This is a genomic window from Rheinheimera sp. B2H12 (assembly GCF_059620065.1).
The window spans coordinates 892,067-914,897 of record NZ_CM184363.1; the positions used below are offsets into that span (position 1 = coordinate 892,067).

Annotated in this window: 20 protein-coding genes; 2 read left to right on the top strand and 18 right to left on the bottom strand. The window is 52.4% G+C overall.

The window, feature by feature from the left end; translation table 11 throughout:
• Positions 1 to 3: 3 nt before the first annotated feature.
• From AC53GJ_RS03955 to AC53GJ_RS03990, 8 genes are all read right to left on the bottom strand, one after another.
• Positions 4 to 1,239, bottom strand: a complete 1,236-nt coding sequence (locus tag AC53GJ_RS03955; RefSeq protein ID WP_496731243.1) for an ABC transporter permease — start codon at positions 1,237 to 1,239, stop codon at positions 4 to 6.
• Between the two features lie 3 nt (positions 1,240 to 1,242).
• Positions 1,243 to 2,472, bottom strand: a complete 1,230-nt coding sequence (locus tag AC53GJ_RS03960; protein WP_496731244.1) for an efflux RND transporter periplasmic adaptor subunit — start codon at positions 2,470 to 2,472, stop codon at positions 1,243 to 1,245.
• Entirely contained in the window at positions 2,472 to 3,509 is a 1,038-nt protein-coding gene (locus AC53GJ_RS03965) for an HlyD family secretion protein (protein ID WP_496731245.1), read from the bottom strand. The genes AC53GJ_RS03960 and AC53GJ_RS03965 overlap by 1 nt, the downstream gene beginning before the upstream one ends.
• Positions 3,506 to 4,507, bottom strand: a complete 1,002-nt coding sequence (locus AC53GJ_RS03970) for an efflux RND transporter periplasmic adaptor subunit (RefSeq protein ID WP_496731246.1) — start codon at positions 4,505 to 4,507, stop codon at positions 3,506 to 3,508. Before AC53GJ_RS03970 ends, AC53GJ_RS03965 begins: the two co-directional genes overlap by 4 nt.
• The gene (locus tag AC53GJ_RS03975; protein ID WP_496731247.1) at positions 4,507 to 5,220 is read right to left on the bottom strand and encodes an ABC transporter ATP-binding protein; all 714 of its coding nucleotides are present in this window, start codon (positions 5,218 to 5,220) and stop codon (positions 4,507 to 4,509) included. Before AC53GJ_RS03975 ends, AC53GJ_RS03970 begins: the two co-directional genes overlap by 1 nt.
• 153 nt (positions 5,221 to 5,373) lie before the next feature.
• Positions 5,374 to 6,192, bottom strand: coding sequence for a type I methionyl aminopeptidase (gene map / locus AC53GJ_RS03980; protein WP_496731248.1), 819 nt, complete (start codon positions 6,190 to 6,192; stop codon positions 5,374 to 5,376).
• Positions 6,189 to 6,410 carry a ParD-like family protein gene (locus AC53GJ_RS03985; RefSeq protein ID WP_496731249.1) on the bottom strand — a complete coding sequence of 74 codons (222 nt, stop codon included), beginning with the start codon at positions 6,408 to 6,410 and terminating at the stop codon, positions 6,189 to 6,191. The genes map and AC53GJ_RS03985 overlap by 4 nt, the downstream gene beginning before the upstream one ends.
• Positions 6,411 to 6,491: 81 nt before the next feature.
• On the bottom strand, positions 6,492 to 7,322 hold the full coding sequence (locus AC53GJ_RS03990; RefSeq protein WP_496731250.1) for a transporter substrate-binding domain-containing protein: 831 nt from the start codon (positions 7,320 to 7,322) through the stop codon (positions 6,492 to 6,494).
• A 228-nt stretch (positions 7,323 to 7,550) separates the two neighbouring features.
• Between AC53GJ_RS03990 and yghU the strand changes: the two genes are divergently transcribed.
• A complete protein-coding gene (yghU, locus tag AC53GJ_RS03995) occupies positions 7,551 to 8,405 on the top strand; it encodes a glutathione-dependent disulfide-bond oxidoreductase (RefSeq protein ID WP_496731251.1) in 855 nt (284 codons plus the stop codon).
• Positions 8,406 to 8,460: 55 nt separating this feature from the next.
• Here yghU and AC53GJ_RS04000 read toward each other — a convergent pair whose 3' ends face one another.
• Entirely contained in the window at positions 8,461 to 10,914 is a 2,454-nt protein-coding gene (locus tag AC53GJ_RS04000) for a TonB-dependent receptor (RefSeq protein WP_496731252.1), read from the bottom strand.
• Positions 10,915 to 11,109: 195 nt separating this feature from the next.
• On the opposite strand from AC53GJ_RS04000, the gene AC53GJ_RS04005 reads away from it, so the two are divergent.
• On the top strand, positions 11,110 to 11,925 hold the full coding sequence (locus tag AC53GJ_RS04005) for a pyridoxamine 5'-phosphate oxidase family protein (RefSeq protein ID WP_496731253.1): 816 nt from the start codon (positions 11,110 to 11,112) through the stop codon (positions 11,923 to 11,925).
• A gap of 63 nt (positions 11,926 to 11,988) precedes the next feature.
• Here AC53GJ_RS04005 and AC53GJ_RS04010 read toward each other — a convergent pair whose 3' ends face one another.
• From AC53GJ_RS04010 to AC53GJ_RS04050, 9 genes are all read right to left on the bottom strand, one after another.
• A complete protein-coding gene (locus AC53GJ_RS04010) occupies positions 11,989 to 12,873 on the bottom strand; it encodes a LysR family transcriptional regulator (protein ID WP_496731254.1) in 885 nt (294 codons plus the stop codon).
• A 33-nt stretch (positions 12,874 to 12,906) separates the two neighbouring features.
• Positions 12,907 to 13,662, bottom strand: coding sequence for a sulfite exporter TauE/SafE family protein (locus AC53GJ_RS04015; protein WP_496731255.1), 756 nt, complete (start codon positions 13,660 to 13,662; stop codon positions 12,907 to 12,909).
• A 98-nt stretch (positions 13,663 to 13,760) separates the two neighbouring features.
• A complete protein-coding gene (locus AC53GJ_RS04020; RefSeq protein ID WP_496731256.1) occupies positions 13,761 to 14,474 on the bottom strand; it encodes a pirin family protein in 714 nt (237 codons plus the stop codon).
• 56 nt (positions 14,475 to 14,530) lie between these two features.
• The gene (locus AC53GJ_RS04025) at positions 14,531 to 14,998 is read right to left on the bottom strand and encodes a DoxX family protein (protein ID WP_496731257.1); all 468 of its coding nucleotides are present in this window, start codon (positions 14,996 to 14,998) and stop codon (positions 14,531 to 14,533) included.
• Between the two features lie 228 nt (positions 14,999 to 15,226).
• A complete protein-coding gene (locus AC53GJ_RS04030) occupies positions 15,227 to 17,005 on the bottom strand; it encodes a DUF885 domain-containing protein (protein WP_496731258.1) in 1,779 nt (592 codons plus the stop codon).
• 81 nt (positions 17,006 to 17,086) lie between these two features.
• A complete protein-coding gene (locus tag AC53GJ_RS04035) occupies positions 17,087 to 17,935 on the bottom strand; it encodes a putative zinc-binding metallopeptidase (RefSeq protein WP_496731259.1) in 849 nt (282 codons plus the stop codon).
• Complete coding sequence (locus AC53GJ_RS04040; protein WP_496731260.1) at positions 17,932 to 18,687, bottom strand: LytR/AlgR family response regulator transcription factor; 756 nt, start codon at positions 18,685 to 18,687, stop codon at positions 17,932 to 17,934. The genes AC53GJ_RS04035 and AC53GJ_RS04040 overlap by 4 nt, the downstream gene beginning before the upstream one ends.
• Positions 18,680 to 19,756, bottom strand: coding sequence for a sensor histidine kinase (locus AC53GJ_RS04045; RefSeq protein ID WP_496731261.1), 1,077 nt, complete (start codon positions 19,754 to 19,756; stop codon positions 18,680 to 18,682). The genes AC53GJ_RS04040 and AC53GJ_RS04045 overlap by 8 nt, the downstream gene beginning before the upstream one ends.
• Positions 19,757 to 19,800: 44 nt before the next feature.
• The gene (locus tag AC53GJ_RS04050; RefSeq protein ID WP_496731262.1) at positions 19,801 to 22,647 is read right to left on the bottom strand and encodes a TonB-dependent receptor plug domain-containing protein; all 2,847 of its coding nucleotides are present in this window, start codon (positions 22,645 to 22,647) and stop codon (positions 19,801 to 19,803) included.
• Between the last annotated feature and the right edge of the window lie 184 nt (positions 22,648 to 22,831).

Sequence of the window (22,831 nt, forward strand, 5' to 3'; positions counted from 1 at the left end):
CCATCAGTCGCTTTGCAGGGCTGTGATGGGATCCAGTTCGGATGCCCGGATCGCCGGATAGACACCAAAAACGATACCGATCAGCGCGCAAATACTAAAAGATAACAGGATGGCGGGCAGGGACCAGGACACAGCCCAACCGGAATAAAAGGCAATCAGCTCCGATAGCAGGATGCCAAACAGAATGCCAAGGATACCGCCGACGATGGCGATGCTGAAACTTTCTGCCACAAACTGCAGTTTGATATCGCGCCTGGTGGCGCCGACCGCCCGTAACAAGCCAATCTCTTTGGTGCGTTCCAGCACTGTGGCCAGCATAATATTCATAATACCGATGCCGCCGACCAGCAAGGAGATACCAGCGACACAGGACATCACGATATTAAAAATCTGCTGGGTTTTTGCCTGTTGTGCCAGCAGCGCGGCAGGTACCGTGATCTGATAATCATCAATATCTTTATGGCGTTGTTTTAACAAGAAATCCAGCGCTTTGGCTACCGCAGCGCTATTGGCATTTTCGGCCAATTTCAGGCGGAAAGCTGTCAGCTCGGCAGCCAGTTTGTCACTGCCAAAGCGCTGACGGGCCGTATTGAGTGGCATAAACAATTGATTTTGTTCGCCGCCAATTTTAACGCCCTGAAAATTATCTTTGCCATGCTCGACCGGGGCCAGCACCCCGACGACCGTCAGCCAGACATGGTTTACTTTAACCTGTTGCCCCAATGCCGACTGGGCCGGAAATAAGGTTTCGGCCAGCTGTGCTCCCAGAATCGCCACCTGCGCTGCATATAACTCTTCGGCGGCAGTGAAATTCCGGCCAGCGGCAAACTGCAGGCTGCTAAGCTGAAAAAAGCTGGGGGTAATGCCAACAGCTTTACCATCACTTTTTGCCTGATGGCTGAGCAGGGCATAGGTTTCGACCTGGCGCTCGGCACTGGAGGCCAGCACGCCGGGCAAGGTACTGACTGCAGCGGTTAAATCACTCTGACTGAGGCCCAGTGAGTGTTTGCGCTGTTCCAGTAAAGTTTTTTCATCGGCAGTCCGGCCTGTCACTATCAAATTATGCAAACCCATACTGGCAATGGTTTTCAGCGCTTCACGCTCAGCGCCGGTACCAATATTCAGCATCGCAATCACAGCGCCAACGCCAAAAATCATCCCGAGCAAGGTTAAAAAAGTACGCAGTTTATGCTGCGCCAGTTCGGCCAAAGTATCCCGCAGTAACAGCTGATAATTCATAAGTTAGGGCTCTTGTTGCCAGTTGTTGACATCCAGCAGCGCCACCTGGTCTGCTGCGGTCAGTCCGCTGGTGATTTCGGCATGGGTCAGGCTTTTGGCTCCAACCTGCACCTGTTGCGGCACAAACCCAGTGGCTGTGGCTTTCCAGACATACAGATGTTGCTGCTTACTAAACAGCGCCTGCAAAGGCACCTGCAGCACAGCGGCTTTTTCCTGCACCAGGATAGTCGCCTGTACTTTATTACCAGGCAAAAACGCCGCATGTTGCGCATCCGGCGCCACTATCACTTCGATATATTTGCGCGGATCGCGCCGTTGTCTGGACTGGGCATTACCTGAAACCGTTAATACTTTACCGCTGAGCTTCAGCTCAGGTCGGGCCAGCATGACAAAACTGACCGGCTGACCTGGTTTGATGCCAGCCGCTTCCTGTTCAATCACCTGCAGTTTCAGCTGTTGCAGTGACAGATCCGGAATACTGCCAATTTTTTCCCCTGGGAATACCATAGTCCCGATGCTCGGTTTTTCGCCGCGCCAATCGGCGTCAAATAACAGCATGCCTTGATGCGGCGCTTGAATATCCAGAGAATTCAAGCCAGCGTCGGCCTGACTGAGCAGATGTTGCTGTTGTTGTTGCTGGGCCTGGATCAGCCCCAGCTCACCGCTGATTTTTTCGCTGAAGCTCTGGCTTTGCCAGCCGAGGTAACTTTTTTTCTGTTGCAGGTACTGTTTATTTTGCAACGAATCAAGAATTTCCAGCCGGGAACGAATTTGCACATCATCAATGGTAAAACGTTCGGCAAAACCATATTCCTGCAGCACCAATTGTTGCTCCAGGTTCAGTTTCTGCTGATCCGATTGTTGTTCTGTCTGTTTTTGCTGCAAATCGGCATTCAATCCGGCTAAAGTGCTATTGGCTTGCCGCTGGTCTTTATGCAACTGACGAGCAGCAAAACTCACCACCACATCGCCGGGTTGCACTTGGGAATAATCGGCTTTGATGCTGGCAATAAAACGCGGACCACCGTCCAGCGTTGGCGCGACCACTGCAGTGGCGTTGACGGCATATAATTCGCCTTCAGCACTGATCTGATGTCTTAAGGTGGCTGGTTGCAACTGAACCTGCGGGATTTCCGTCACGGCCGGTTGACAGCCACAGAGCAGTAAAAACGTGCCGATTATTGCCAAGGCAGGCAGCGGTAGACCCGGCTGATGCAGACCCTGTGCTGCCATTATGGCGTCTCCTTTGTCACTGTGCTGGCGATGTCGGCAGGTTCAATCAGCAACCGGACACTCTGGCCAGGCCGCATCAGGCTCAGATCGGCCTGGTCGATGCTGATACTGGCATCCACCACCCGGCTGAAATCGTTGTAAGCTTTATCCCGCACCGAAGTGCCGAGACTACTGAGCTGACCGCTAAAACTTTTATCCGGATAAGCGTCCAGCAAAATTTGCACTTTCTGCCCGGTTTTCAGCTGTTTTAAATCAATTTCATCAATCACTGCATGTACATACAAGGTATCAAGCTGGCTGATACTGGCTAGGGGTGTGCCAAATTGCACTGTATCGCCAACCGCGTATTTTTCGCCTTCGTAATTGGTCTGGTATAGCATCATGCCGGTAAAGGGCGCCTTAAATTGCATCCGGCTGATATCAAGTTCGGTCTGACTGACTTCTGCAGTGAGCCGGTCAATTTTGGCCTGCAGGATGCTGGTTCTGGCCTGTCGTTGTTGCTGGTTGGCCTCAAGCCGGCTGTTGGCCAGTGCCAGTTGATTGACTGCCAGGGTGAAATCGAGCTGCGCTTTACGTCTGTTATTGGCTGAAGTGGCCTGGTCGACAATATCGGCTTTGCGTTTGGTCCGGTCGAAGTCCATCTGGCGCTCTGCCAATTGCAGCTTTAACTCCTCTAATTTTTGTTGATCCTTTTGTTGCTGATTTTGCAGCTCCTGCCGGGCATTTTCTAGTTCAGCCCTTTTATTGTTCAGGGTGCTTTGTAAGGGCTGATCATCAAACTGTACCGCCAGATCACCCTCTTGCAGCAGGCTGCTTTCCGGCGCCATTTGTTTCACATTGTATTGCCATAAATCCTGCACCGCTGGTGGCGTGAGCTGGATGGTATGCGCAGCCATCAATTCACCGGTGGCTTTGATTTGGCTTGGTTGGGGACTGGTCCGGTCTGAAGTGACCGGCTGACAGGCACCGAGCAACAAACTGCAAATCAGCAGTAAACTACAGAGCAACAGTGGAGTCAGGCTGATGAGCCGCTTCATGGCACCACCTCAATCTGCAATCCCATGCCCAATAAAGGTTTGGCTAATGGCAACTGAGCTGCACTAAACAGCGCGCGGTAATAACTGGCCGAGCCCCAGGCCTGGCGTTTTTCGCCCTGAGCTGCCAGTTCACTGAATTGCAGCGGAAAACTCTGGTTTGGCGCCACATCAAAACGGCCGACAAAGGCTGTCGCTTGTTGCACACGGGGCACATCCATTTCATGGACCCAGGCTTCGATAAAAAGCGCATCAGTACCGTTGACTTTGGCCACTTGCCAGCCTGGTTGTAAGGTACTGCCAACAAATAGTTTTTCGCCATTCCATGGATGCAGGCTGTAACTGATAGCGCCATCGCGGCTGGCATAAACTTTCATGCTCTCCAGCGTTTGCTCAGCTTCGGTCAATAATTGTTGTTGTTGCTGAATTTGCAGTTGTTGTTTGGTCAGTGTGCTGCGTTGCAGTGCCTTGGCGGTTTGCAGTGCCAGCGCCGCTTTTTCGGCTTCAGTCCGGGCTTTGTGATGCTCAAGCTGGTATTTTTCGTAATCATAACGACTTTGAAATTGTGGCGGGACGCCGGCATCAATGGCGGCTTTTTCTAACAGTAACTGCTTGTTTTTTAAATCATAACTGGCTTCCATTACCAGCAACTGATGCTCACTTTGCTGTTGTTTTAATAATTCTTTTGCGCTGAGTAGTTCATTGGTTAAACGTTTGATGTCGCTTTGACTGGTGCCGGCATTAAACACGGCGATTAAATCACCTTTGTGGACCGCTTCAGCTTCGGGTTTGAGCCATTGCAATTGAATTTGCCAGTTGTCTGACAGCGGCGCTGTGACTTCCTGCCGTCCGGCAGCGGCCAAAGTGGCGGTGAGTAAGACCGGCGTGGTGACAGTGGCGGGCTCTGGCTCATTGCTGCTGTAGACCGGCAAGCTCACCGCAAGCAGTAAAGCTGGCAGTGTGCATGGCAGCAGGCTTGTCCGTTGGCAACTGAGTAGCATCAGCTTACCCCCTTATGCGGAGTTGCGAGCTCGGCTGGCCGGTTTGGCTGATCCGCCACAATCCGGCCATCCCGCATCCGGATCACCCGGCTGGCATAAGCGGCGATGTCTTCTTCATGGGTGACTATCACAATGGTATTACCCTGCTGATGTATTTCGGTCAATAAAGTCATGATGTCGGTCGAGGTTGCACTGTCGAGGTTACCGGTCGGTTCGTCAGCAAAAATCACTTTGGGCTGATTGATCAGGGCTCTGGCAATAGCGACCCGCTGGCGCTGGCCGCCGGACATTTGTTGTGGTTTATGCGAAAGGCGGTGACCAAGACCAACCCGCTGTAACAGCGCAGTGGCGCGCTGCAGCGCTTGCTCCGGACTGACGTCGCTGTATCGTAGCGGTAAAGCGACATTTTCAGCAGCACTGAGGCGCGGTAGCAGATGAAAAGATTGAAAAATAAAACCAATATGGCGGTTGCGGATGGCGGATAACTGCTCGTCACTGAGCTGGCTCACTGGCTGACCATCCAGCAAATACTCGCCCGCTGTGGGTCTGTCCAGACAGCCCAGCAGATTCATCAGCGTCGATTTACCTGAGCCGGACGTGCCCATTACGGCGATAAATTCGTTGGCCTGCACTGTTAAATCGACTGCGGCCAGTGCCTGTACTTTACTTTCACCATCGCCAAATATTTTTTCTAAGCCACGCACCTGGATCATCAGGACGTCCTGTACCGCTGTTCACTGGGTTAGACAGTCTGCCATAACGGCACAATGTTGCCAATAAGAAAACAAAGTGCAAACAAATGACGGATAAAGTGAGAGTGGTAGCGGGCTTGCCACTGCAATCCTGAGATGGCGGTGGCTGTTGCGTTAGTTCGTGTTGGTCGCTGATGCTTGCAGCAACTGCCAACAGGCATCTTCTTCCGGTCTGAGTGTCAGTACTTCGACGCCATTAGCGGTGACTGCCACCGTGTGCTCCCACTGCGCCGACAGTTTTTTATCTGCGGTCACCACGGTCCAACCATCTTTTTTAGTTTTTACCCTGGCGCTGCCCTGATTCAGCATAGGTTCTATGGTAAAGGTCATGCCTTCTTTGAGCAGTAAGCCGGTGCCGGCTTTACCATAATGCAGCACTTGCGGCTCTTCATGCATCAGGCGGCCAATGCCATGACCACAATAATCCCGCACCACGCTATAGCCATGCCGGCGGGCATGCTGTTCGATGGCAAAGCCAATATCGCCCAGCCGGGCGCCAGGCCGCACCGCGCGGATGCCAAGCCACAGCGCCTGATAACAGACTGCGCTCAGTTGCTGTGCGGCTGCAGACACCTGGCCAATCAGATACATTTTGCTGGAATCGGCAATAAAACCCTGTTGCTCCAGCGTGATATCCAGATTCACGATATCGCCATCCTGTAAGCACTGGCTGGCCGACGGCATGCCATGGCAAACCACCTCGTTGATCGAGCAGTTCAGTACAAACGGATAATCATATTGGCCCAGGCTGGCTGGTCTGGCGTTGAGCTGATGTCGAATAAAATGCTCCACCCGCTGGTTGATGTCCAATGTGGATAAACCGGCGCCGATCCATTGATCAATGTCCTGAAACACCTGCGCCAGTAACTGGCCGGATTGCCGCATGACGGCAAGTTCAGCCGGGCTTTTCAACATTATGCTGTTATTGGTCATACCGACTCAGTCCCGGCATTGGGCTCTGGCCTGACCACAGGTGCCAGTACGCCCAGTTGTTGTTGCAGGATATCGCGGTAGGTCAGGGTTGGATTCAGTTCTGCCAACATGCCAATTTTGATCCAGAATTCGGCTTGCGCGTTAATGGAGCGCATCATGGCATCACTGGCGAGGCGTAAGTCCTGATGCAGTTCATCGTTGATTTTAACAATACCCATAGTTTTTCTTTATATGTTTTATATATGAAGCATATATTAACCGTATATTGTGACTTTGCCAACTGCAACGGCATCAGATGTTTAGCCGGATGGCACAATGGCGGTGCTGTCGGTGCTGATTTTAGCCGGGGGTTGTTGTTGCCACTGTTGTTTTAACTGAGGTAATTGCTGCCAGAGTTGTTGGATCAGTACTGAGTGCTGGTCATAACTGCGCTGGCTAAACACCAGGTAAAGTGACTGGCGAAAAAACGGCGGCTGTAGTTTTTTGATCAGGTGACGTTGTTTGTACTGTTGCAGATGTTGATCCATCGCACCTTCTGCCAGTACAAAACCGTCAATCCGCTGCTGCAAAGTCAGCCGCAAAGCGGCATCAATCTCGGCGTCGGTCTGTGCCAGGGCTCCGAGCGCTGCCAGTTTATCGGCTGTGATAAAGCCTTTGGGGGCCGCGATGCCATAGCGCAGTTGCTGCAATTGCTGACCATCCCAGCTCAGCAGACTATCGACTTTGGTGTAGATATGATAATTCAGCGTCAGCAGAGCTTTTTGTTCGTCAGGCTGACCTTTGGCATCCAGCGGAAACTGGATCAGGGCGGCACGTTCAGCCGTCCAGCCGACGCCAATGGCGGCATCCAGTTGGCCTGCGCTGACGGCTTTTAAGCACCGCAGCCATGGTATACGCTGCAGTTGAAACTGCACTTGTTGTTGCTGTAAGGCTGCCACGGTTAAGGCGGCATGTAAACCCGCTACCTGCACAGCACCGACCTGATACAGCGGCAAATTCGGGCTTTGACTTTCGGCTTCGTAACAGAGCCTGAGTTCTGTCGCGGCCAGTGGCGTGCAACAGAGCAGCAGCCCGCTTTGCAACAGCAGACGCCTGATGCTGGCATAGGGCCATGGATAGGATACCGTCATGAATCAGCCTGCTTGATTGACCTCCTGATCAGCATAGCTGCAATCTGCCCGATCGTCAGCCAACTGTTGCTGCCCGTCGCATGACTAGTACGAGCTGGCACCTGAACCAGGGCGGTCATTGTTTTGCCGCACAGCTATTGACTTTAGCAGGGACAAGCAGCAGTTTTGATCCAGAGCGAGTTGCCACAGTGGCCGCCTGCTGGTTTCGTCTTTTTCAGGAGCATGGTGATGAGTCAAACCCCTTATATCCCGCCAAAAGTCTGGACTTTTAATCAGCCCAATGGTGGTGCTTTTGCCAGTATTAACCGGCCACAAGCCGGCGCCACCCATCCGCAGGAATTACCCAGCGGTCAGCACCCCTTGCAGCTGTATTCAATGGCCACCCCCAATGGGGTGAAAGTCACCATTTTGCTGGAAGAATTATTAGCAGCGGGCCATAGCGGCGCTGAATACGATGCCTGGTTCATTGATATCCGTCAGGGCCAGCAATTTGGCAGTGGTTTTGTTGAGGTCAATCCTAACAGTAAAATTCCGGCGTTATTAGATAACAGTGTCGAGCCGCCGCAGCGGTTATTTGAGTCCGGTTCGATGCTGCTTTATCTGGCCGATAAGTTTCAGGCCTTTTTAGCCAAAACGGGCACTGAGCGCACTGAAACGCTGAACTGGTTATTCTGGCAAATGGGCAGTGCGCCTTTTCTTGGTGGTGGCTTTGGTCATTTTTTTGCTTATGCGCCGGAAAAATATCAGTACCCGATTGACCGTTACAGCATGGAAGTGAAACGACAATTGGATGTGTTGGACCGACAGCTAGCGCAGCATCATTTTATTGCCGGCAGCCAGTACAGCATTGCCGATATCGCCATTTGGCCCTGGTATGGCGCGCTGGTGCTGGGCGAATTGTATGTCAGTGACGCCTATAACGCGGCCGAGTTTTTACAGGTGGATAGTTACGTCCATCTCAAACGCTGGGCAGAACAAATCTGGCAAAGACCGGCGGTACAACGTGGCTGGCGGGTTAACCGCAATTGGGGAGAGGCCGCGCTGCAACTGCCAGAGCGGCACAGCGCGGCGGATTTTGATTAGAGCCCAAGTGGAACTAAGCAGCGCCGTAAGCGCCAGAGCACTGACGGCGTATCCGTTAAAAGCTGTAACTGGCGCTCAGGCGGGCGTTGCGGCTTTTACCCGGCATGCCACCTAAATACATGGCCTGGCTGTAATAATCGCTATCGAGTAAATTGGCCAGATTCAGCTGTAATTTCCAGTTGTCCTGCTGATATTTGATGGCAGCATCCCACAGGGTGTAAGACGGCACGTAACCAAAGGGAATACCAAAGCTGCTGGCATCGGCACTGCGTTGATCGACATATTTCACCCCAAGACTGAGTTGCAGCGGCGCTGGCAAGCTAAACCAGCCAGCCTGATAACTGACCCAGGTGCCCGTGCTGACATAAGGCACACCTTTTTGCCGGCTGTTGTAAGTCTCAGTGCCAGGTTGCTGCTTATTACGGGCATCCTGATAGACCGCATTCAGGTTCAGTTGCCATAAGGTCGCCAGTTTGGCGCTGAAATCCAGCTCCACACCACGGCTTTGGTCACTGCCGTTGTAGAAAAACTCCGGCACACTGGCATCCGACACTCCAGCCTGATAATCGACGTTGTTGTAACGTAAATTAGTCCGGGCGGTATCAAATAACACCACGGAAGCCAGCCACTGATCATCGGCACCTTTGACGCGCAGGCCCAAATCGTAGCTTAGTGACTCTGAGTCTTTGCGGTCTTTTTCATTGCCGCTAATGGCGCCTAATACGCTGTAAGCAGTGCGGCCTTTGGCGTGATTGGCAAAAATCGACATTTGCTCCAGTGGCTGATAAGTCAGGCCAACGGCATAGGTCAGGCCATGATCCGAAGTATCCTGTTTTGGTGTCGGGTTGGCGGCACTGGCGCTGTAACGGGCATCGACGCCAAAATGCTGATAAGACTGATCAATGGTATTCACCGCCAGGCCCAGCCGGCTGGTCCATTGTTCGCTCAGATAGCTGACTTGTTGCAGGCCGACACCCCAAGCTTTGACGCCTTTTTCGTAATTACTGGTCTGCAGTGGATCATAGTCTTCAAACTGGCGATCGCCCCAGTTTGGCTGACGGATATCATAGATATACGGCAGCTTGCCCTGATAAATGGTCTGACCAGCTTTGTTTTTCAACACCTGATCGGCATCCCAAATCGACCAGTCTTGCAACTGGATACTGCGATCTTCGGCGTTGGCGCTCAGCAACCACTCGTGGTTGATGCCCGCGTAGGCCAGGTCATAGCGTAAGTCAGCAAAGTACTGCCAGGATTTTTCGGTGGCATCCACTTTGCGGTATTCCTGCCGGCGGGCAGAAAACGGATATAAAGTGTTATTGACCAGCAATGGCGCCCGTGGATCGGCATTGATCACCCCAGCGCGGTTCCAGTACACATAGTTATAAGCACCAGTCTGGCGCACATAGTCTGAACTGTAATTGCGGTGTTGCAACTGCTGATTCAGCTGCAGTTGCTCTGTCAGCGCGATATTGTGATTGAGTTTCAGCCGCAGCTCTTCACCCTGATTTGGCCGCGTCAATGGCGACACCAGGCTGGTTTCCCCCAGCGCATAGGGCGTGCGGCCGTCGCTGGCGGTTAAAGATTGATACAGTTGTTGCTGCTGTGCCGGGGTGAGTTTCAGACCCCGGTTTTTGCCGTCGTTGACTAAATCCTGCCAGCCGATATCGGCAGGGGTTTTCAGGCCGGTGTTATCGACATTAAAGATCCGGATCGGATCGCCGACGGAGTCGACTTGCACCGCATCGTCGATATAAGCGGCGGATAAAGTCAGGTCTTGCTGATTGCTGATAAAATATTTGCCGGATAAATATACTTCATCGCGGTCATTACTGATGTCACGAAAACCAGCGCTGCGGGCATGTTTGGCCACCAGCCGCACTGCTTTGTCGGCGCTGATGGCGCCAGTACTATCGAGCATCACACTGTAGCTGTCCCACTGACCTAATTCAGTGCTCAAAGTGGTGGCGCTTTGCAGCTGAGGTTTTTTCTCAATTAAATTGATAATACCACCAGCGCTGCCCATGCCATACAGCCCGGTCGCCGGGCCTTTTAACACTTCAATGGTTTCGACATTGGTTCTGGAGCGGCTGGGGTTAAAGCTGTTGCCAAGGCCAGCACCACCGTACATGCCGTCATAAGTGTAATTGGCGTCCAGACCCCGCAGACTGAGGTTATCACCGATGCCATAGTTATTACCGGCCTGGGTCAGACCACTGACCTGGCCGACGATATCCTGCAAGCTGACCGCACCGATAGAATCCAGCAGCTCTTTATCCAGCACTACAATGGCGGCTGGCGTTTCCATCAGTGACATTTGCGATTTTGTCGCCAGACCCGAACTCATCACCAGATCGTTGGTCCGGCCATATACCGTGATATGTTCGGCGGCAGCTTCAGCCTTGGCATTGTCATATGCGGGCTTGTCAGCGGCAATAGCGCTGCTGGCGACAGACTGGCAGCAACTGGCAACCGCAATGGCCAGTAATGAGGGGGAAAACAGCTTCATTAGGGGGATCCTTGCAAAAAAGTTGCAAATGATAGTGATTTGCATTTTCATGTCAAGGGTTTACCTAAATTAGCAACTTGGCGGGCTCACCTGCAGCTGCGATGGCGGGCAGACAAAAATTGCGGCAAGCCCTACAGTCTGCGGCTAAGCTGATGGACTAAGCCATAGGCCGCAACCAGCAACACAGGAGTGCATATGACAGCAAGCAGCCTCAGATCTTTACTTGGTGCCCAGGTGCTGGGAGTTGCCAGCCATTATCAGCAACAGCAACTGAACGCGGCAGTTTGTGGCGTCTTTGTGCATCCGCAAAATCAGTTGCATTGTGCTTTTCCAAAAGGGCATGCGCTGCAGGTCGGCGATCTGTTAACAGTGCATCTGGATAACCGCACCGGAGTGAGTGATTATGATGCCGATTTATCCGTCTATCGCTGTTCCTACAAAGGCCAGGTACAGCAAGTGATGCATGATTTAGTGTTGCTGCAGCCGCTGCAATTTAGCGTGTTTTATGGCAACCGGCAGGTGCTGGAGTATCAGGCTCCGGGTTATAGCTACCCACAGGACGAAAGACCGGCCCAACTTATTGCAAAGACGCCGCTGACGGCATTACCGCAGATTGATGCCGCTGAGCATGACAACAAAGTCGGGGTGCTGATCACCAAAGCGCTGCAGCAACCTCATACCACAGTGATGGCCTTTTTATCCTCGGCGCAGGACGATATTTTCTTTATTACTTTTGCCAACACCTTTAAAGCCCAATTACTGGCGCGTGATCCGTCCTGCATCTTTGCCATTGATTCCAGAGCCGATTTCACTTTCGTCCAGGCCATCGACTGGAATTACAGCCTGGTGCGTGGCGAGGTGTGTCTGGTCCCGCGCCAGCATCCGCTGTTTGTGCCGGTGAAAGAATTGTTTATCGCCAAAAACCCGTGGGAAGTTGGCTTTTTCGACCATCCGGCAGTGGAGATGTACCATATCAAACCAACAGCGCAACTGGCCAATCAGGCTTGGTAAATCACCAGACCCCGGCTGGCCAGCTTAACTGGTCAGCTTAGCTGGTTAGGTTAACTGGTCAGGTTAACTGGTCAGCGTCAAATAACGGATATGACCGATAAAGCTGCGCGCCACCGGGCCTAATAAATCGGCGTCATCAAAATTCAGATAAAAGGTAGCGCTGCGGCTGGCGCCGCGGGGCAATTGCAGGATTTGCAGGCTGCCATCGTCCAGATAAGGTTGCACGGCATGACGGGGTAACCAGGCAAAACCGAGATTTTTCCGCAGCAATTCCACCGAAGTAGCGACATGACTGACAGTCCAGCGTTGCTCTGATCCCAGCCAGCCAATATCCTTTTTTTGCTCCAGTGCTGAGTCACGCAACACAATTTGCCGGCAATTTTTCAACGCTTCCAGCTCCAACAAACGTTTGGGCTGATTCAGTGGGTGCGTGCTACCAGCCACCGCAACAAATTCCACCTGACATAAATCTTCCGATAAATGATGCGGCAGGGTAAAAGGCGACAGCGCAATTTCGGCTTTGCCCTGGGTTAACAACTCGTTGGCGCCGGTCAGGATGGTTTCCAGCAGCTCGATCCGGATTAGCGGATATTCGGCGGACACTGCCGCTAAAGCCTGATAGAGCACAGCGCGCGGAAAAGCTTCATCCACGGCAATCTGCAAGCTGGACTCCACGCCGGCCTGCAGATTCAAAGCGACGTTTTCCATCCGCTCGGCTTCTGCCAGCAAATAATTCACCCGTCGCAATAATTGCTCACCGGCGGCCGTCAGCAGCATTTTGCGGCCTTCGGTTTGGAACAGAGTCACGCCAAGCAATTGTTCCATTTTATGCACGGCATGGTGAATGCTGGACTGACTTTTATAAATGGCGTCAGCCGCTTGCTGAAAACCACCATGATCGGCAACGGCTTTAAACATCCGCCATTGTTCCAGAGTTGAGCGTGGCATCGGATTTCCTTCTGATGTCTGACAAATACTGCGTTACAGCAGCGCCTGACCGGCGAGTTTCAGCCCGGTTAATAATAATAAAAGGTGGATCAATGGCATAAAATAGTGCTCCGGACAATGCTGCTTCAGCCAGACCCCCAGTTGAATGGCGAAAAAACACAAAGGGGTAAATGGCAAAGCCCAGGCCAGTTGTTGCCAGCTCAGTTGATCATTCAGCACAAAAGCCGGCACTTTGAGCAGATTCAGTACGGTAAAAAACAAGGTTGCAGTGCCGATATAGCTGGTGGACGGCAATTGCCTCGCTGATAAATGCATGGTCAGCGGCGGCCCACCAGCATGAAACAAGGTTGAGCTGATGCCACTGATCAACCCCAGCATCAGGCCGGCGCTGCGACTGCCAAGCCAGTGCAGACGATTGGCTTTGCGTTTGAATAAAGTCTGCTGCAAAAAATAACGCAGCGCAAACAGCATAGAAGCTATCCCCAGTAACAGCTGGAACATGCTCACCGACAATTGTTGCAGCAACAGACTGGCCAATAACACACCCAGCATAGCGGCTGGCAGCAATTGCCGTAATAACGGCCAGCTCCAGCGTTGCCAGTAACTGCGCAGGGCAAAACCATCCAACAACATCAAAATGGGCAACATCACGCCCAGCGCCAGTTGCGGTGGCCAGACCAGCAATAATAACGGCATTGCCAATAAACCCAGGCTGCCGGCAAAAGCGGCTTTGGAGACACCGGCCAGTATCACCACCAGCGCCAGCATCCCAATCATCGGTAGATCCATCCCGTCACTCCACAGCAAAAGACCCGGTCGGGATCGTTAAAAGCGGGGACTGCTGCGAAGCCGTCCCGCTGTTGTTAAATGAGCATTTTTCGCTGTCTTTAAACCGGCGGTAACTCAAACCAAAGCGCCCGTACCTGGCCTGCCTGCGCCTGGACTGTCAGGACAGTGTCCAGCGCCGCCAGTTTGATACCATCACCTGGCTTTAACTGCTGCTGACCTTCCGGCAAGGCCAGTTGCAGATCACCGGCAATCAGTTGCAGGTAATAACTGCGCTTGGCGGTCAGCGGCAGTTGCCATTGCTGACCATCGTCCAGCAGCAACTGGCCAAGGCTGGCATCCTGGCGGATCTTAAGGGTGCCGTCGCGGCCATCCGGCGTGATCACGGTCGTCAAACCATGGTGCTGACCAAAGTCTTTTTGCTGGTAACCAGGTTCAGTGCCGGTCTCGGCCGGAACTATCCAGATTTGCAAAAACTTCAATGGCTCGCTGCGGCTGGCGTTAAATTCGCTGTGGGAAATACCACGGCCAGCGCTCATCAGCTGAAATTCACCAGCCGGCAGCACTTCCTGATTACCGGCTGAATCTTTGTGGGCAATGCTGCCTGCAAGCACATAACTGATAATTTCCATATTACGGTGGCTGTGGGTCTGGAAACCAGCCCCGGGCGCGACTTCATCGTCGTTAATCACCCGCAGCGCTGAAAAGCCCATTTGCGCCGGATTGTAATAATCGCCGAAGGAAAAACTGTGTTGGCTTTTTAACCAGCCAAAGTGCGCACGGCCACGCTGTTCTGAACGAATAATCTCAAACATGCTAAATTCCTCAGGTTGCTCTGGGTTGATGATGGTTGCGCTGGCACGGCCAGGCTTCAGAATTTCTGCGCCAGCCAGCGGTCAACCGCAGCTTTACCACCGCCGCTGTGCAGCAATGACAAACTGGCTGCCAATAACGCCAGGCCAAATTCATAGCCATTGTTACTGATAAATAAACCGTTACTGAAGTGAACACTAAAAATAGCTACCAACATGGCAATACTGAGGGCAAAAGCCGCCGGCCGGGTCAGCAACCCCAAAATCAGCGCCAAACCGCCAAAAAACTCGGCACCACCGGCCAATAACGCCATCAGTAGACCTGGTGCCAGGCCGATACTTTCCAGCCAGCCAGCTGTGCCGGTCAGACCATAACCGCCAAACCAGCCAAATAATTTCTGTGCACCGTGGGCAGCAAAAATAATGCCGACCGGCACCCGCAGCACCAGTGCGGCTAAACCTGCGTCTGTTGCCAGCATTTGTTTCAGTGTCGCCTGGTTAAAAGTACGGCTTAAAATATTGTTCATGTTATCCACCTTTTCTGTTGAGTTGCAGCTTGCTGAGCTGATGGAACTACTATAAACCCAGAGGTGAAATTAATTAATTGGATAAAATTGCGCATTAAATCCTTATTTTTAGGATTAAATGCCGGGGATATGCAAAGCCAGGCATCTTCGCATCGGCCATAGCTCTGCTCATTTGAAGGTTGGCAGTAACAGCGGCGCGACTTGGTAGCTACCAAGTGCGCCTGTTGGTTAGTGTGATGACTGAATAAAACGCGCCATTTCGGCGTCCAGTATTTCCAGCGGTAAGGCGCCATTGGCCAGCAGCGCATCATGAAAAGCGCGCAGGTCAAATTTTTTGCCTAAGGATTGCTCAGCCTGAGCGCGCAGCTGACGAATTTTAATTTCGCCCATTTTGTAGGACAGCGCTTGTCCGGGCCAGGAGATATAACGGTCCACTTCTGCCCTGACATTGGCGGCGGATAACGAGGTATTGTCAGATAAATAGTCCAGTGCCTGCTGGCGGCTCCAGCCCTTGGCATGGATGCCGGTATCAATCACTAACCGGCAAGCGCGCCACATTTCGTAGCTTAAACGGCCAAAGTGCTGATAGGCATTTTCATAAATACCCATTTCGACGCCAAGCCGCTCGGCATATAAGCCCCAGCCTTCGCCGTAGGCACTGAGGTATAAATTGCGCCGAAATTGCGGTACGTTTTTAAGTTCCTGTGACAAGGCACTTTGCAGGTGATGACCAGGCACAGCTTCGTGCAGCGTCAGCGCCACCAGTTCATATAAAGGCCGTTGATCCAGTGCATGGGTATTGAGCCAATACGCGCCGCCGCGGGTGCCGCCAATCGCGGCCGGATTATAAGACGCCGTGGTGTAGTTAGGCGCTATTTCTGCCGGCACCGGCACCACGCCATAAGGCAGCCGTGGCAAGCTGCCAAAAAACTGTGGCAACACATAGTCAATCCGTTTGGCGATATAAGCTGCCTCTTTGAGCAAGTCACGCGGCGTTTTGGCATAAAACTGCGGATCTGTGCGTAAAAAGTGTGTAAATTCAGCAAAACTGCCGGCAAAACCAGTGGTTTTAAGCAGTGCATCCATCTCGGCGCGGATCCGCTTAACTTCGGACAAGCCAATGGCGTGAATGTCGGCCGGATCCATGTCTGCCGTGACATAGGTATTGATGGCATGCCGGTAATAAGCTTTGCCGTTTGGCAGTTGTTCTGCCGCCAGACTGTCGGTGGCGGCAGCTAAATAGTCACCTTCGAGGAAGTCGGCTAAGTTGGCAAAAGCGGGCAGGGCGACCCCGGCAATTGCCTGTTTGGCGGCTTGTTGTAATTGCTGTTGTTCCGCCTGGCTGAAGCTGGCCGGTAATGTTACAAAAGGCTGATACAAGCTGCTTTGCGTCGGATCCGGATAGACCTGAGCCCGCACTGTCGGCGCTATGCCCTGCACCACTATTTTCGGCAGCACAAAACCGTCTTGGATGCCCTGGCGCATATTGGCGATATTTTCGGCAAAATAACGGTCAAACTCCTTGATGCGGCGGATATAGTGCTGATAATCCGCCACTGTGGTCATGCTGATGCCCTGACTGGCTTCTAAGGCTGAGCTCCAGAAACTGTAAAAGGTATTGGCCGGAATGCGGTCCAGAAACAGCTGATTAGCGCTGATTGAATTGCGCAGCACCCAACTGAGCAATTGATGATTAACCCGATCGGCTGGCGTCAGTTGGGCTGGTGCTATCGCTGTTAGCCGTTGTAAAAATTGTTGTTCGGCGGCAAGGCGACGGGCCCGATCCGCGGCGGTGACGCCAGGCAAACGATGGTTATAACCGCTCAGCCCCATCCGGCCAGCGGTGATTGGATCTTCCTGCAAGCTGTATTGCCAGTGATCGGCAATCACTTGTTGCAGCTGGTCACTGGCTGTGGCCCTCGCGAGTGCAGCCAGCGGTAACGTCAGCAGCATGAGACCAAGCAGCACCAGCGGCAGTAAAATTGTTATTCTGTTGATTTTGAACACTAGGGATCTCCACATCTATCATTGTTGGGCGACTATAACGCCAGCCATCCAGTGGCAGCAAATAAGGGTCACCGCCGGTTGCTACCTGACTTGAGTCAAACGTGCATTTTTATGGCGAAAAGCGTTGTCAGCAGCGACAGCGCAGGATGCAGCTGTTGGCAGATAAGGTTGCATCGTGGCAGGCCAGGCCTGGCTGAGTTCAGGCAGCCAGCACTGTAATTGTTGCAACAGCAGGCGTAGTTTGGCAGCCAACACTGCATCTTTTGCAAACATCGGGCTGACTTGCCGCCAACTGTCGCGGGCCCAAATCACAGTCCAGATTTCGGCTTTATCCTCTTCAATGCCGCTCATGGCGTAGCTATTGATAAAACCAGGCGCAGGATGGGAAAAAGTCGCAGCCGCGGCCTCGCGCGTGGTGCTGCCACCCTTGCCATAACGAAAGCCCGCCGGATTCAGCGCTAACCAGTCAGGGTCCTGATAATAAGCACTGCCATACAATTGTTGCTCCAGCATATGGTAAAACTCGTGATGTACCACATGACGCAGATAAGCGTCATGCCGCCTACTGATATCGTAATACAACACTTCATGGTGATAATCAGGCACTGCAGCTCTGGGCTGGGACGCAATGGCCAGATGCCGGACAAAGGCTACTGTCTTCAAGGCAGACAATTGCACCAGCGCGGCTGGTAATTTTTGAAATTCTTCGGCAAACAATGGCAAATAATGCTGCAGCTCTGCTTGCTGCCTTGCTTTGACCGGCTGGTAACGCAAATCCCATGGCGAAGCGGTTAAGTTGGCTGTTGCTGTGGTAAAGCGCACACCGGTTCGTTGTTGTTGTTCCGGTAATAATTGAGTGGGGAGCCCGGCAGGCGCACTGCTACAACCGGCCAGCAACAGCAACCATCCGGCCAAGAATCCAGCTTTCATGGTGACTCCTGTGTCAGTTGTCGAAACAAATGCTGCGCACTGCGGCTGACCGGTAAGGCTTGGTTGACGCCTTTGACAATCACCTGAAATTGTTCCGGTTCACTCACATTGACATGATCCAGATGCAGCAGATTGATCACGATACTGCGGTGAATGTGCCAGAAATACTCAGGATCCAGTTGCGTCAGCAGTGATTTCAGTGGGGTACGCAATAATGCCTCCCGTTGTTTGGTGACGACTTTGACATAACGGCCGGCTGCCTGCAGATACAGAATATCTTCCACTGCAATCAGCCAGATCCGATGACCGATCTGCACTTTCAGTCGTTTCAGATAAGGAGGCCTGTCCTGATTGTATAAACCTTGTAACACCTGGCTGATATCTGGCGGCAATTGCTGTAAACGCTGCTGTACTCTGCTGATGCAAGCCTGTAGCCGTTCATCTGAATAAGGTTTGAGCAGATAATCAACAGCTCCGGTTTCGAAGGCAGATACCGCATAGTGATCAAAGGCAGTGATAAAGACAAAATGGCATTGCTTTGGTGCAGTTAAGGCGACGTCAATACCGCTCAGGTTGCCCATCTGAATATCCAGCAACGCCACTTGCACCTGTTCTGTCTGCAGGACTTCCAGTGCTTCCTCCCCAGAAGAACAACGCGCCAGAATGGTGGCCTGCGGCCAGTAGCGCTGCAGTTTATGGGCCAGACTGTCGAGCAGGATCGGCTCGTCATCGGCAATGATCAGTTTAGTCATCCAGTGGAAACTCCAGTTGTGCCATGGTCAGTCCGGGTGTGTTGTTGATGCTGAACGTGGCGCGGCCAGCATAGACTTTATCCAGCCGGGCCAGCAAATTGCTGAGGCCGGTGCCTGGTCGCACTTGCTGCAGCAGCGCTACATCATCCGTCACCACAATCCGCAGCCGGTTGGCGTCGATGTTGGCATGAATGTCGATACAGCCGCCATAACGGCTTTTTTCAATACCATGTTTAATGGCATTTTCGACCAGGCTTAAAATGGCCATTGGCAGGATCTGCTGCGAAGCTGCAGACTCACTGAGCTGAATATGAAAGGTCAATTTATGGCCATAACGAATTTTCTGAATATTCAGGTAACGCCGCACAATCTCCAGTTCTTCCTGCAGACTGATAAAACGTTGCCTGAACTGCGGGATGGTCGAACGCAGATAACTGGTCAGTTCTTCCAGCAGCAATTTGGCTCTGTCCTGATCGATGTCGATCAGATTATGTAAATTGGCCAGGGTATTAAAGAAAAAGTGCGGTTCCAGCTGCGCCTGAAGTAGATGTAATTCCAGTTCAGCTTTATCTCTTTGTTCGGTCGTTTCATCAATCTGGTCGCGCAGATACTGAAATTGCCGTTGCGATTCGCGTCTTTTGATATAAATGATGGCAAAAATGGCCCAGGCGGACAGTAATAGTTTACCCAGAATATAGCTGGAGGCGGCCAGTAGCGGATGGACAATTTTGCCAGCCCAGGGGTAAATCAGAAAACTGACCGGCAAACAAATAGCAAAAGCCAATCCGCCAATGGCCAGTACCCGCCAGAAACTCAACCGCGCATCGGGCCCCGGCGACAACAGTAAATAAGACAACACCAGCGCAAAACCAAGTAAATTATACACTTTAATGTATTCGCCGATATTGGCGTAAAAAGCCGCCAGATCGGCGCCGTCTACCAGCAAATAATGCAATGCATTGAGCAGGGCACCAAGCGTATTGAGCAAAAATACCACCACGATATCGCGCAGCGTGATCAAGCTATACAAAGCGCGCATTTTATTTAGCATCAGTGCTAACTTGAGCATCAGGGATCCAATAGTGCCCGCCAAAGTGCGGGCACGCTTTCATGTCAGAATTGATGATTAAATGACAGAGTATAATAGCGACCCAGCGTCGTATAGAGGCCAGCGGTATAACCCATCTCCCAGCTGGCACCACCGGTATTGGCGCCAGGAACCTGGGGTGTTTCCCGATCTGACAGATTCGACAGGTACAGATTGAGGCTGGAATTTGCCGTCAACTGATAGCCAAGCCCGGCATCCAGATACCAGAGCCTGCCGGTTTCGGCAATGGCATACTCACTTGGATCCCCTGCTAAATCAGGTGTTTGTGAGCCAATGTAATGTGCAGTGAGCGACAGGTTCCAGCCACTATTCCAGACGGTTAAACCGGTTCGGCCCCGCCATTTCGGAAAGGCCATACCTGCTAAAGTTCTGCTGATCTCAGCGTTTGGATCCGATTGCAGATCACGTTGTAGTAAACGGCTCCAGTTGCTGCGCAGTGCCATTTGCAGCCCATTGACAGGTAAATCAATGCGGTATTCCAGCGCGTAATCAACGCCCCTGGTCTGGTGTTTGGCCAGATTCAGGTAAGCAACATTAATTTGCGTCAAGTCGGGCTGATACTCAATCATGGCACAGAAGATATTATCCAGCGTCGGGCTGTCCATGCAGTTGGGGTAGATGCTTGCCCAATTGAGCGTACCAATTTTATCCACCAGATTGATATCCCAGTAATCCAGCGTCAGATGCAGATTTTCCAGTTGTTGAGGTGCATAAACCAAACCGGTGGAGAAGGTATAAGCCCGCTCGGCTTTGAGTTGTTGATTGCCAGAATTGACAATTAAGGCATCGTTATAATAATTGTCCGGATCTGCCAGTCCCCGCGCGTTACAGTTGGCCTGCCGATAGGCAGAGCCTTGTTCCCGATAAGCTGAGTAACAGACTTCGTACACATAGTTGCGGCTTTGGCTTTCTTGCTGAAAAATTTCGGTGATATTCGGTGCCCGCGCTGCTTTGGCGCGGCTGATCCGCAGTTTCAGTGCGTCAAACGGCATCCAGTCCAGGCCTGTCATCCAGCTATGGCTGGTGCCGGCAGTGCTGTACTTTGCGCTGCGCCAGGCACCGTTGATCTCCAGTGTTTTTGCCATGGGGACGGCGCTCAGTAATGGCAAACTGATTTCAGTAAAGGCCTCAGTCACCTGGTAGTTGCCGGTTAACGGCTTGGCCTGATAGTTATTGGCGCCCAGCCCCGCCAACTGAGTTGCAGAAGGGAGGTCGCTGCTTTTTTCCCGTCGGTGCTCAAGCCCGGCCGCGATGCTGGCGTCACCTGCCGGCAGTTCAAACAAGGCACCGTCGATACTGCTGCTCAACACCGACTGGGTCAGTCTGGCATGGCTGGTGTGAGGATCCAGCTTTAACGCCGCGATGTTTTGCGCCGTTAACGGCTGAAAAACATCAATGGCACAACCTGCTTCACAACTGCTTTCAAAAGACCACTTGGTGCCGGTCCAGACCCAGCCGGTGCTGCCCCAGACCTGTTTATCCCAGTAGGCCTGGGAATAATCATTGACGGTGGTGGTGTTGACTCTGGTCTGACCGTGCTGAGCACTGAATTGCCAGCGATAAGTGTCAGCGAGCTCACCTTCTAGTGCAACCAGCGCCTGATACAGATCATATTGATAATCGGCTCCTCTTCTGCCAAGTTCAGGAAAATAACCACCAAATAACAGGCCTTGGCCGGTTCGGTTGACTTCGGCTTGCTGCGCTGCCGAGTAAAACGGGTAATTGCGGGCCAGCCGGGTGACGCCATATTCGCTTAAAGGCTCAGTGCGGCTTGCTGAATCGGTGCTGACATACTTCAGCTCAGAGGTCAGTTGGATGGCACTGGTTAACTGCCGGCTCAGGTTCAGATTTAAATTCAGCTTATCGACTGGAACCGCCAGTCGGCCCCAATGGTATCGGGTATAAAAGTTTGCATTGCTGGCATCCACTGTCAGTGCAGCCAACTGGCTGCTGCTGCTGCCGTAGATGGCTTCGCCTGCAGCAGTCATGGCGACCGGACTGCCATCGGCATTGAGCTGATAAGGACGGCCCGACAGCAAAAAGACCCGTTGGCTACTGGCGTACAGTGGGCTGCGATTGCCAACCAGATAGGTTGGCGAGTCGCCTGCAGTATTGCGGATATAGGTTAAATCATTGGCGACATAAGATCTGGTATTGGCTTCAACTTCGTCTGACGTCTGATAACTGGCGTGCAGACTGTAACTGCCGTTGCCGTCAGTAAAATGGTCACCGTGTGTCAGGCTGGTATACCAGCGCTGACCATCCCCTGCGCCCGTGACCTGATAAGAAGCCGTTGCTTCAGTGCCGATAAAGTCCTTTTTCAGGATAATATTCACCACGCCTGACACGGCATCGGCGCCATAAATGGCAGAAGCGCCGCCGGTCATAATATCGACTCTCTCGATCAAGGCGGTTGGAATTGACGAAATATCCACTTCACTGGTGCCGGGTACGGAAGGCACATGACGGCGGCCATTCACCAGCACCAAAGTCCGGTTGGAACCAAGTCCCCGTAAATCTTGCCGGCTCAAACCGGCATAACCATTGCTGTTACTGGTTTCGGTGCCACCTGCCGGTACCATGCTGGGCAATTCATTGAGCAGCTCACTGATGTTCACAGTCCCGGTTTTAGCGATTTCCTCCGCCCCCAGGCTGACGACAGGAGTATTGGTTTCCAAATCGGTGCGGCGGATCCGGCTACCTGTCACTTCGATCACTTCAACTTTACTGTCGTCCTGCGGCGGTTTTTGCACTGAGACCGTTTGAGCCAGGCTCAGGGGGCTGCACGCCAGCACGGCGAGTGACAGCAAGGAATAACGGTATTGTGGCCAGAGATGGTGTTGCTGTTGCATAGTGTGTGTTTCCGTTTTGTTATTGCTTTATGGGACTGTGCAGCCAGCTTGCTGGTTGATTTTTCAGCTGGCTATGCACTTGAACCTATCTGCAAAGCAATAAAAAGAGGCTTTGGGCATGAATGGCTGGCTGAGGGTATTTAGCTTCAGGTTTAGCGTGATCAGCGACTTTGACCCAATGCGG

What these genes read in the sequence shown, in the direction of transcription:
- AC53GJ_RS03955 (WP_496731243.1), bottom strand. Translation starts at nt 1,239, where the DNA reads ATGAATTATCAGCTGTTACTGCGGGATACTTTGGCCGAACTGGCGCAG.
- AC53GJ_RS03960 (WP_496731244.1), bottom strand. Translation starts at nt 2,472, where the DNA reads ATGGCAGCACAGGGTCTGCATCAGCCGGGTCTACCGCTGCCTGCCTTG.
- AC53GJ_RS03965 (WP_496731245.1), bottom strand. Translation starts at nt 3,509, where the DNA reads ATGAAGCGGCTCATCAGCCTGACTCCACTGTTGCTCTGTAGTTTACTG.
- AC53GJ_RS03970 (WP_496731246.1), bottom strand. Translation starts at nt 4,507, where the DNA reads ATGCTACTCAGTTGCCAACGGACAAGCCTGCTGCCATGCACACTGCCA.
- AC53GJ_RS03975 (WP_496731247.1), bottom strand. Translation starts at nt 5,220, where the DNA reads ATGATCCAGGTGCGTGGCTTAGAAAAAATATTTGGCGATGGTGAAAGT.
- map (WP_496731248.1), bottom strand. Translation starts at nt 6,192, where the DNA reads ATGACCAATAACAGCATAATGTTGAAAAGCCCGGCTGAACTTGCCGTC.
- AC53GJ_RS03985 (WP_496731249.1), bottom strand. Translation starts at nt 6,410, where the DNA reads ATGGGTATTGTTAAAATCAACGATGAACTGCATCAGGACTTACGCCTC.
- AC53GJ_RS03990 (WP_496731250.1), bottom strand. Translation starts at nt 7,322, where the DNA reads ATGACGGTATCCTATCCATGGCCCTATGCCAGCATCAGGCGTCTGCTG.
- yghU (WP_496731251.1), top strand. Translation starts at nt 7,551, where the DNA reads ATGAGTCAAACCCCTTATATCCCGCCAAAAGTCTGGACTTTTAATCAG.
- AC53GJ_RS04000 (WP_496731252.1), bottom strand. Translation starts at nt 10,914, where the DNA reads ATGAAGCTGTTTTCCCCCTCATTACTGGCCATTGCGGTTGCCAGTTGC.
- AC53GJ_RS04005 (WP_496731253.1), top strand. Translation starts at nt 11,110, where the DNA reads ATGACAGCAAGCAGCCTCAGATCTTTACTTGGTGCCCAGGTGCTGGGA.
- AC53GJ_RS04010 (WP_496731254.1), bottom strand. Translation starts at nt 12,873, where the DNA reads ATGCCACGCTCAACTCTGGAACAATGGCGGATGTTTAAAGCCGTTGCC.
- AC53GJ_RS04015 (WP_496731255.1), bottom strand. Translation starts at nt 13,662, where the DNA reads ATGGATCTACCGATGATTGGGATGCTGGCGCTGGTGGTGATACTGGCC.
- AC53GJ_RS04020 (WP_496731256.1), bottom strand. Translation starts at nt 14,474, where the DNA reads ATGTTTGAGATTATTCGTTCAGAACAGCGTGGCCGTGCGCACTTTGGC.
- AC53GJ_RS04025 (WP_496731257.1), bottom strand. Translation starts at nt 14,998, where the DNA reads ATGAACAATATTTTAAGCCGTACTTTTAACCAGGCGACACTGAAACAA.
- AC53GJ_RS04035 (WP_496731259.1), bottom strand. Translation starts at nt 17,935, where the DNA reads ATGAAAGCTGGATTCTTGGCCGGATGGTTGCTGTTGCTGGCCGGTTGT.
- AC53GJ_RS04040 (WP_496731260.1), bottom strand. Translation starts at nt 18,687, where the DNA reads ATGACTAAACTGATCATTGCCGATGACGAGCCGATCCTGCTCGACAGT.
- AC53GJ_RS04045 (WP_496731261.1), bottom strand. Translation starts at nt 19,756, where the DNA reads ATGCTCAAGTTAGCACTGATGCTAAATAAAATGCGCGCTTTGTATAGC.
- AC53GJ_RS04050 (WP_496731262.1), bottom strand. Translation starts at nt 22,647, where the DNA reads ATGCAACAGCAACACCATCTCTGGCCACAATACCGTTATTCCTTGCTG.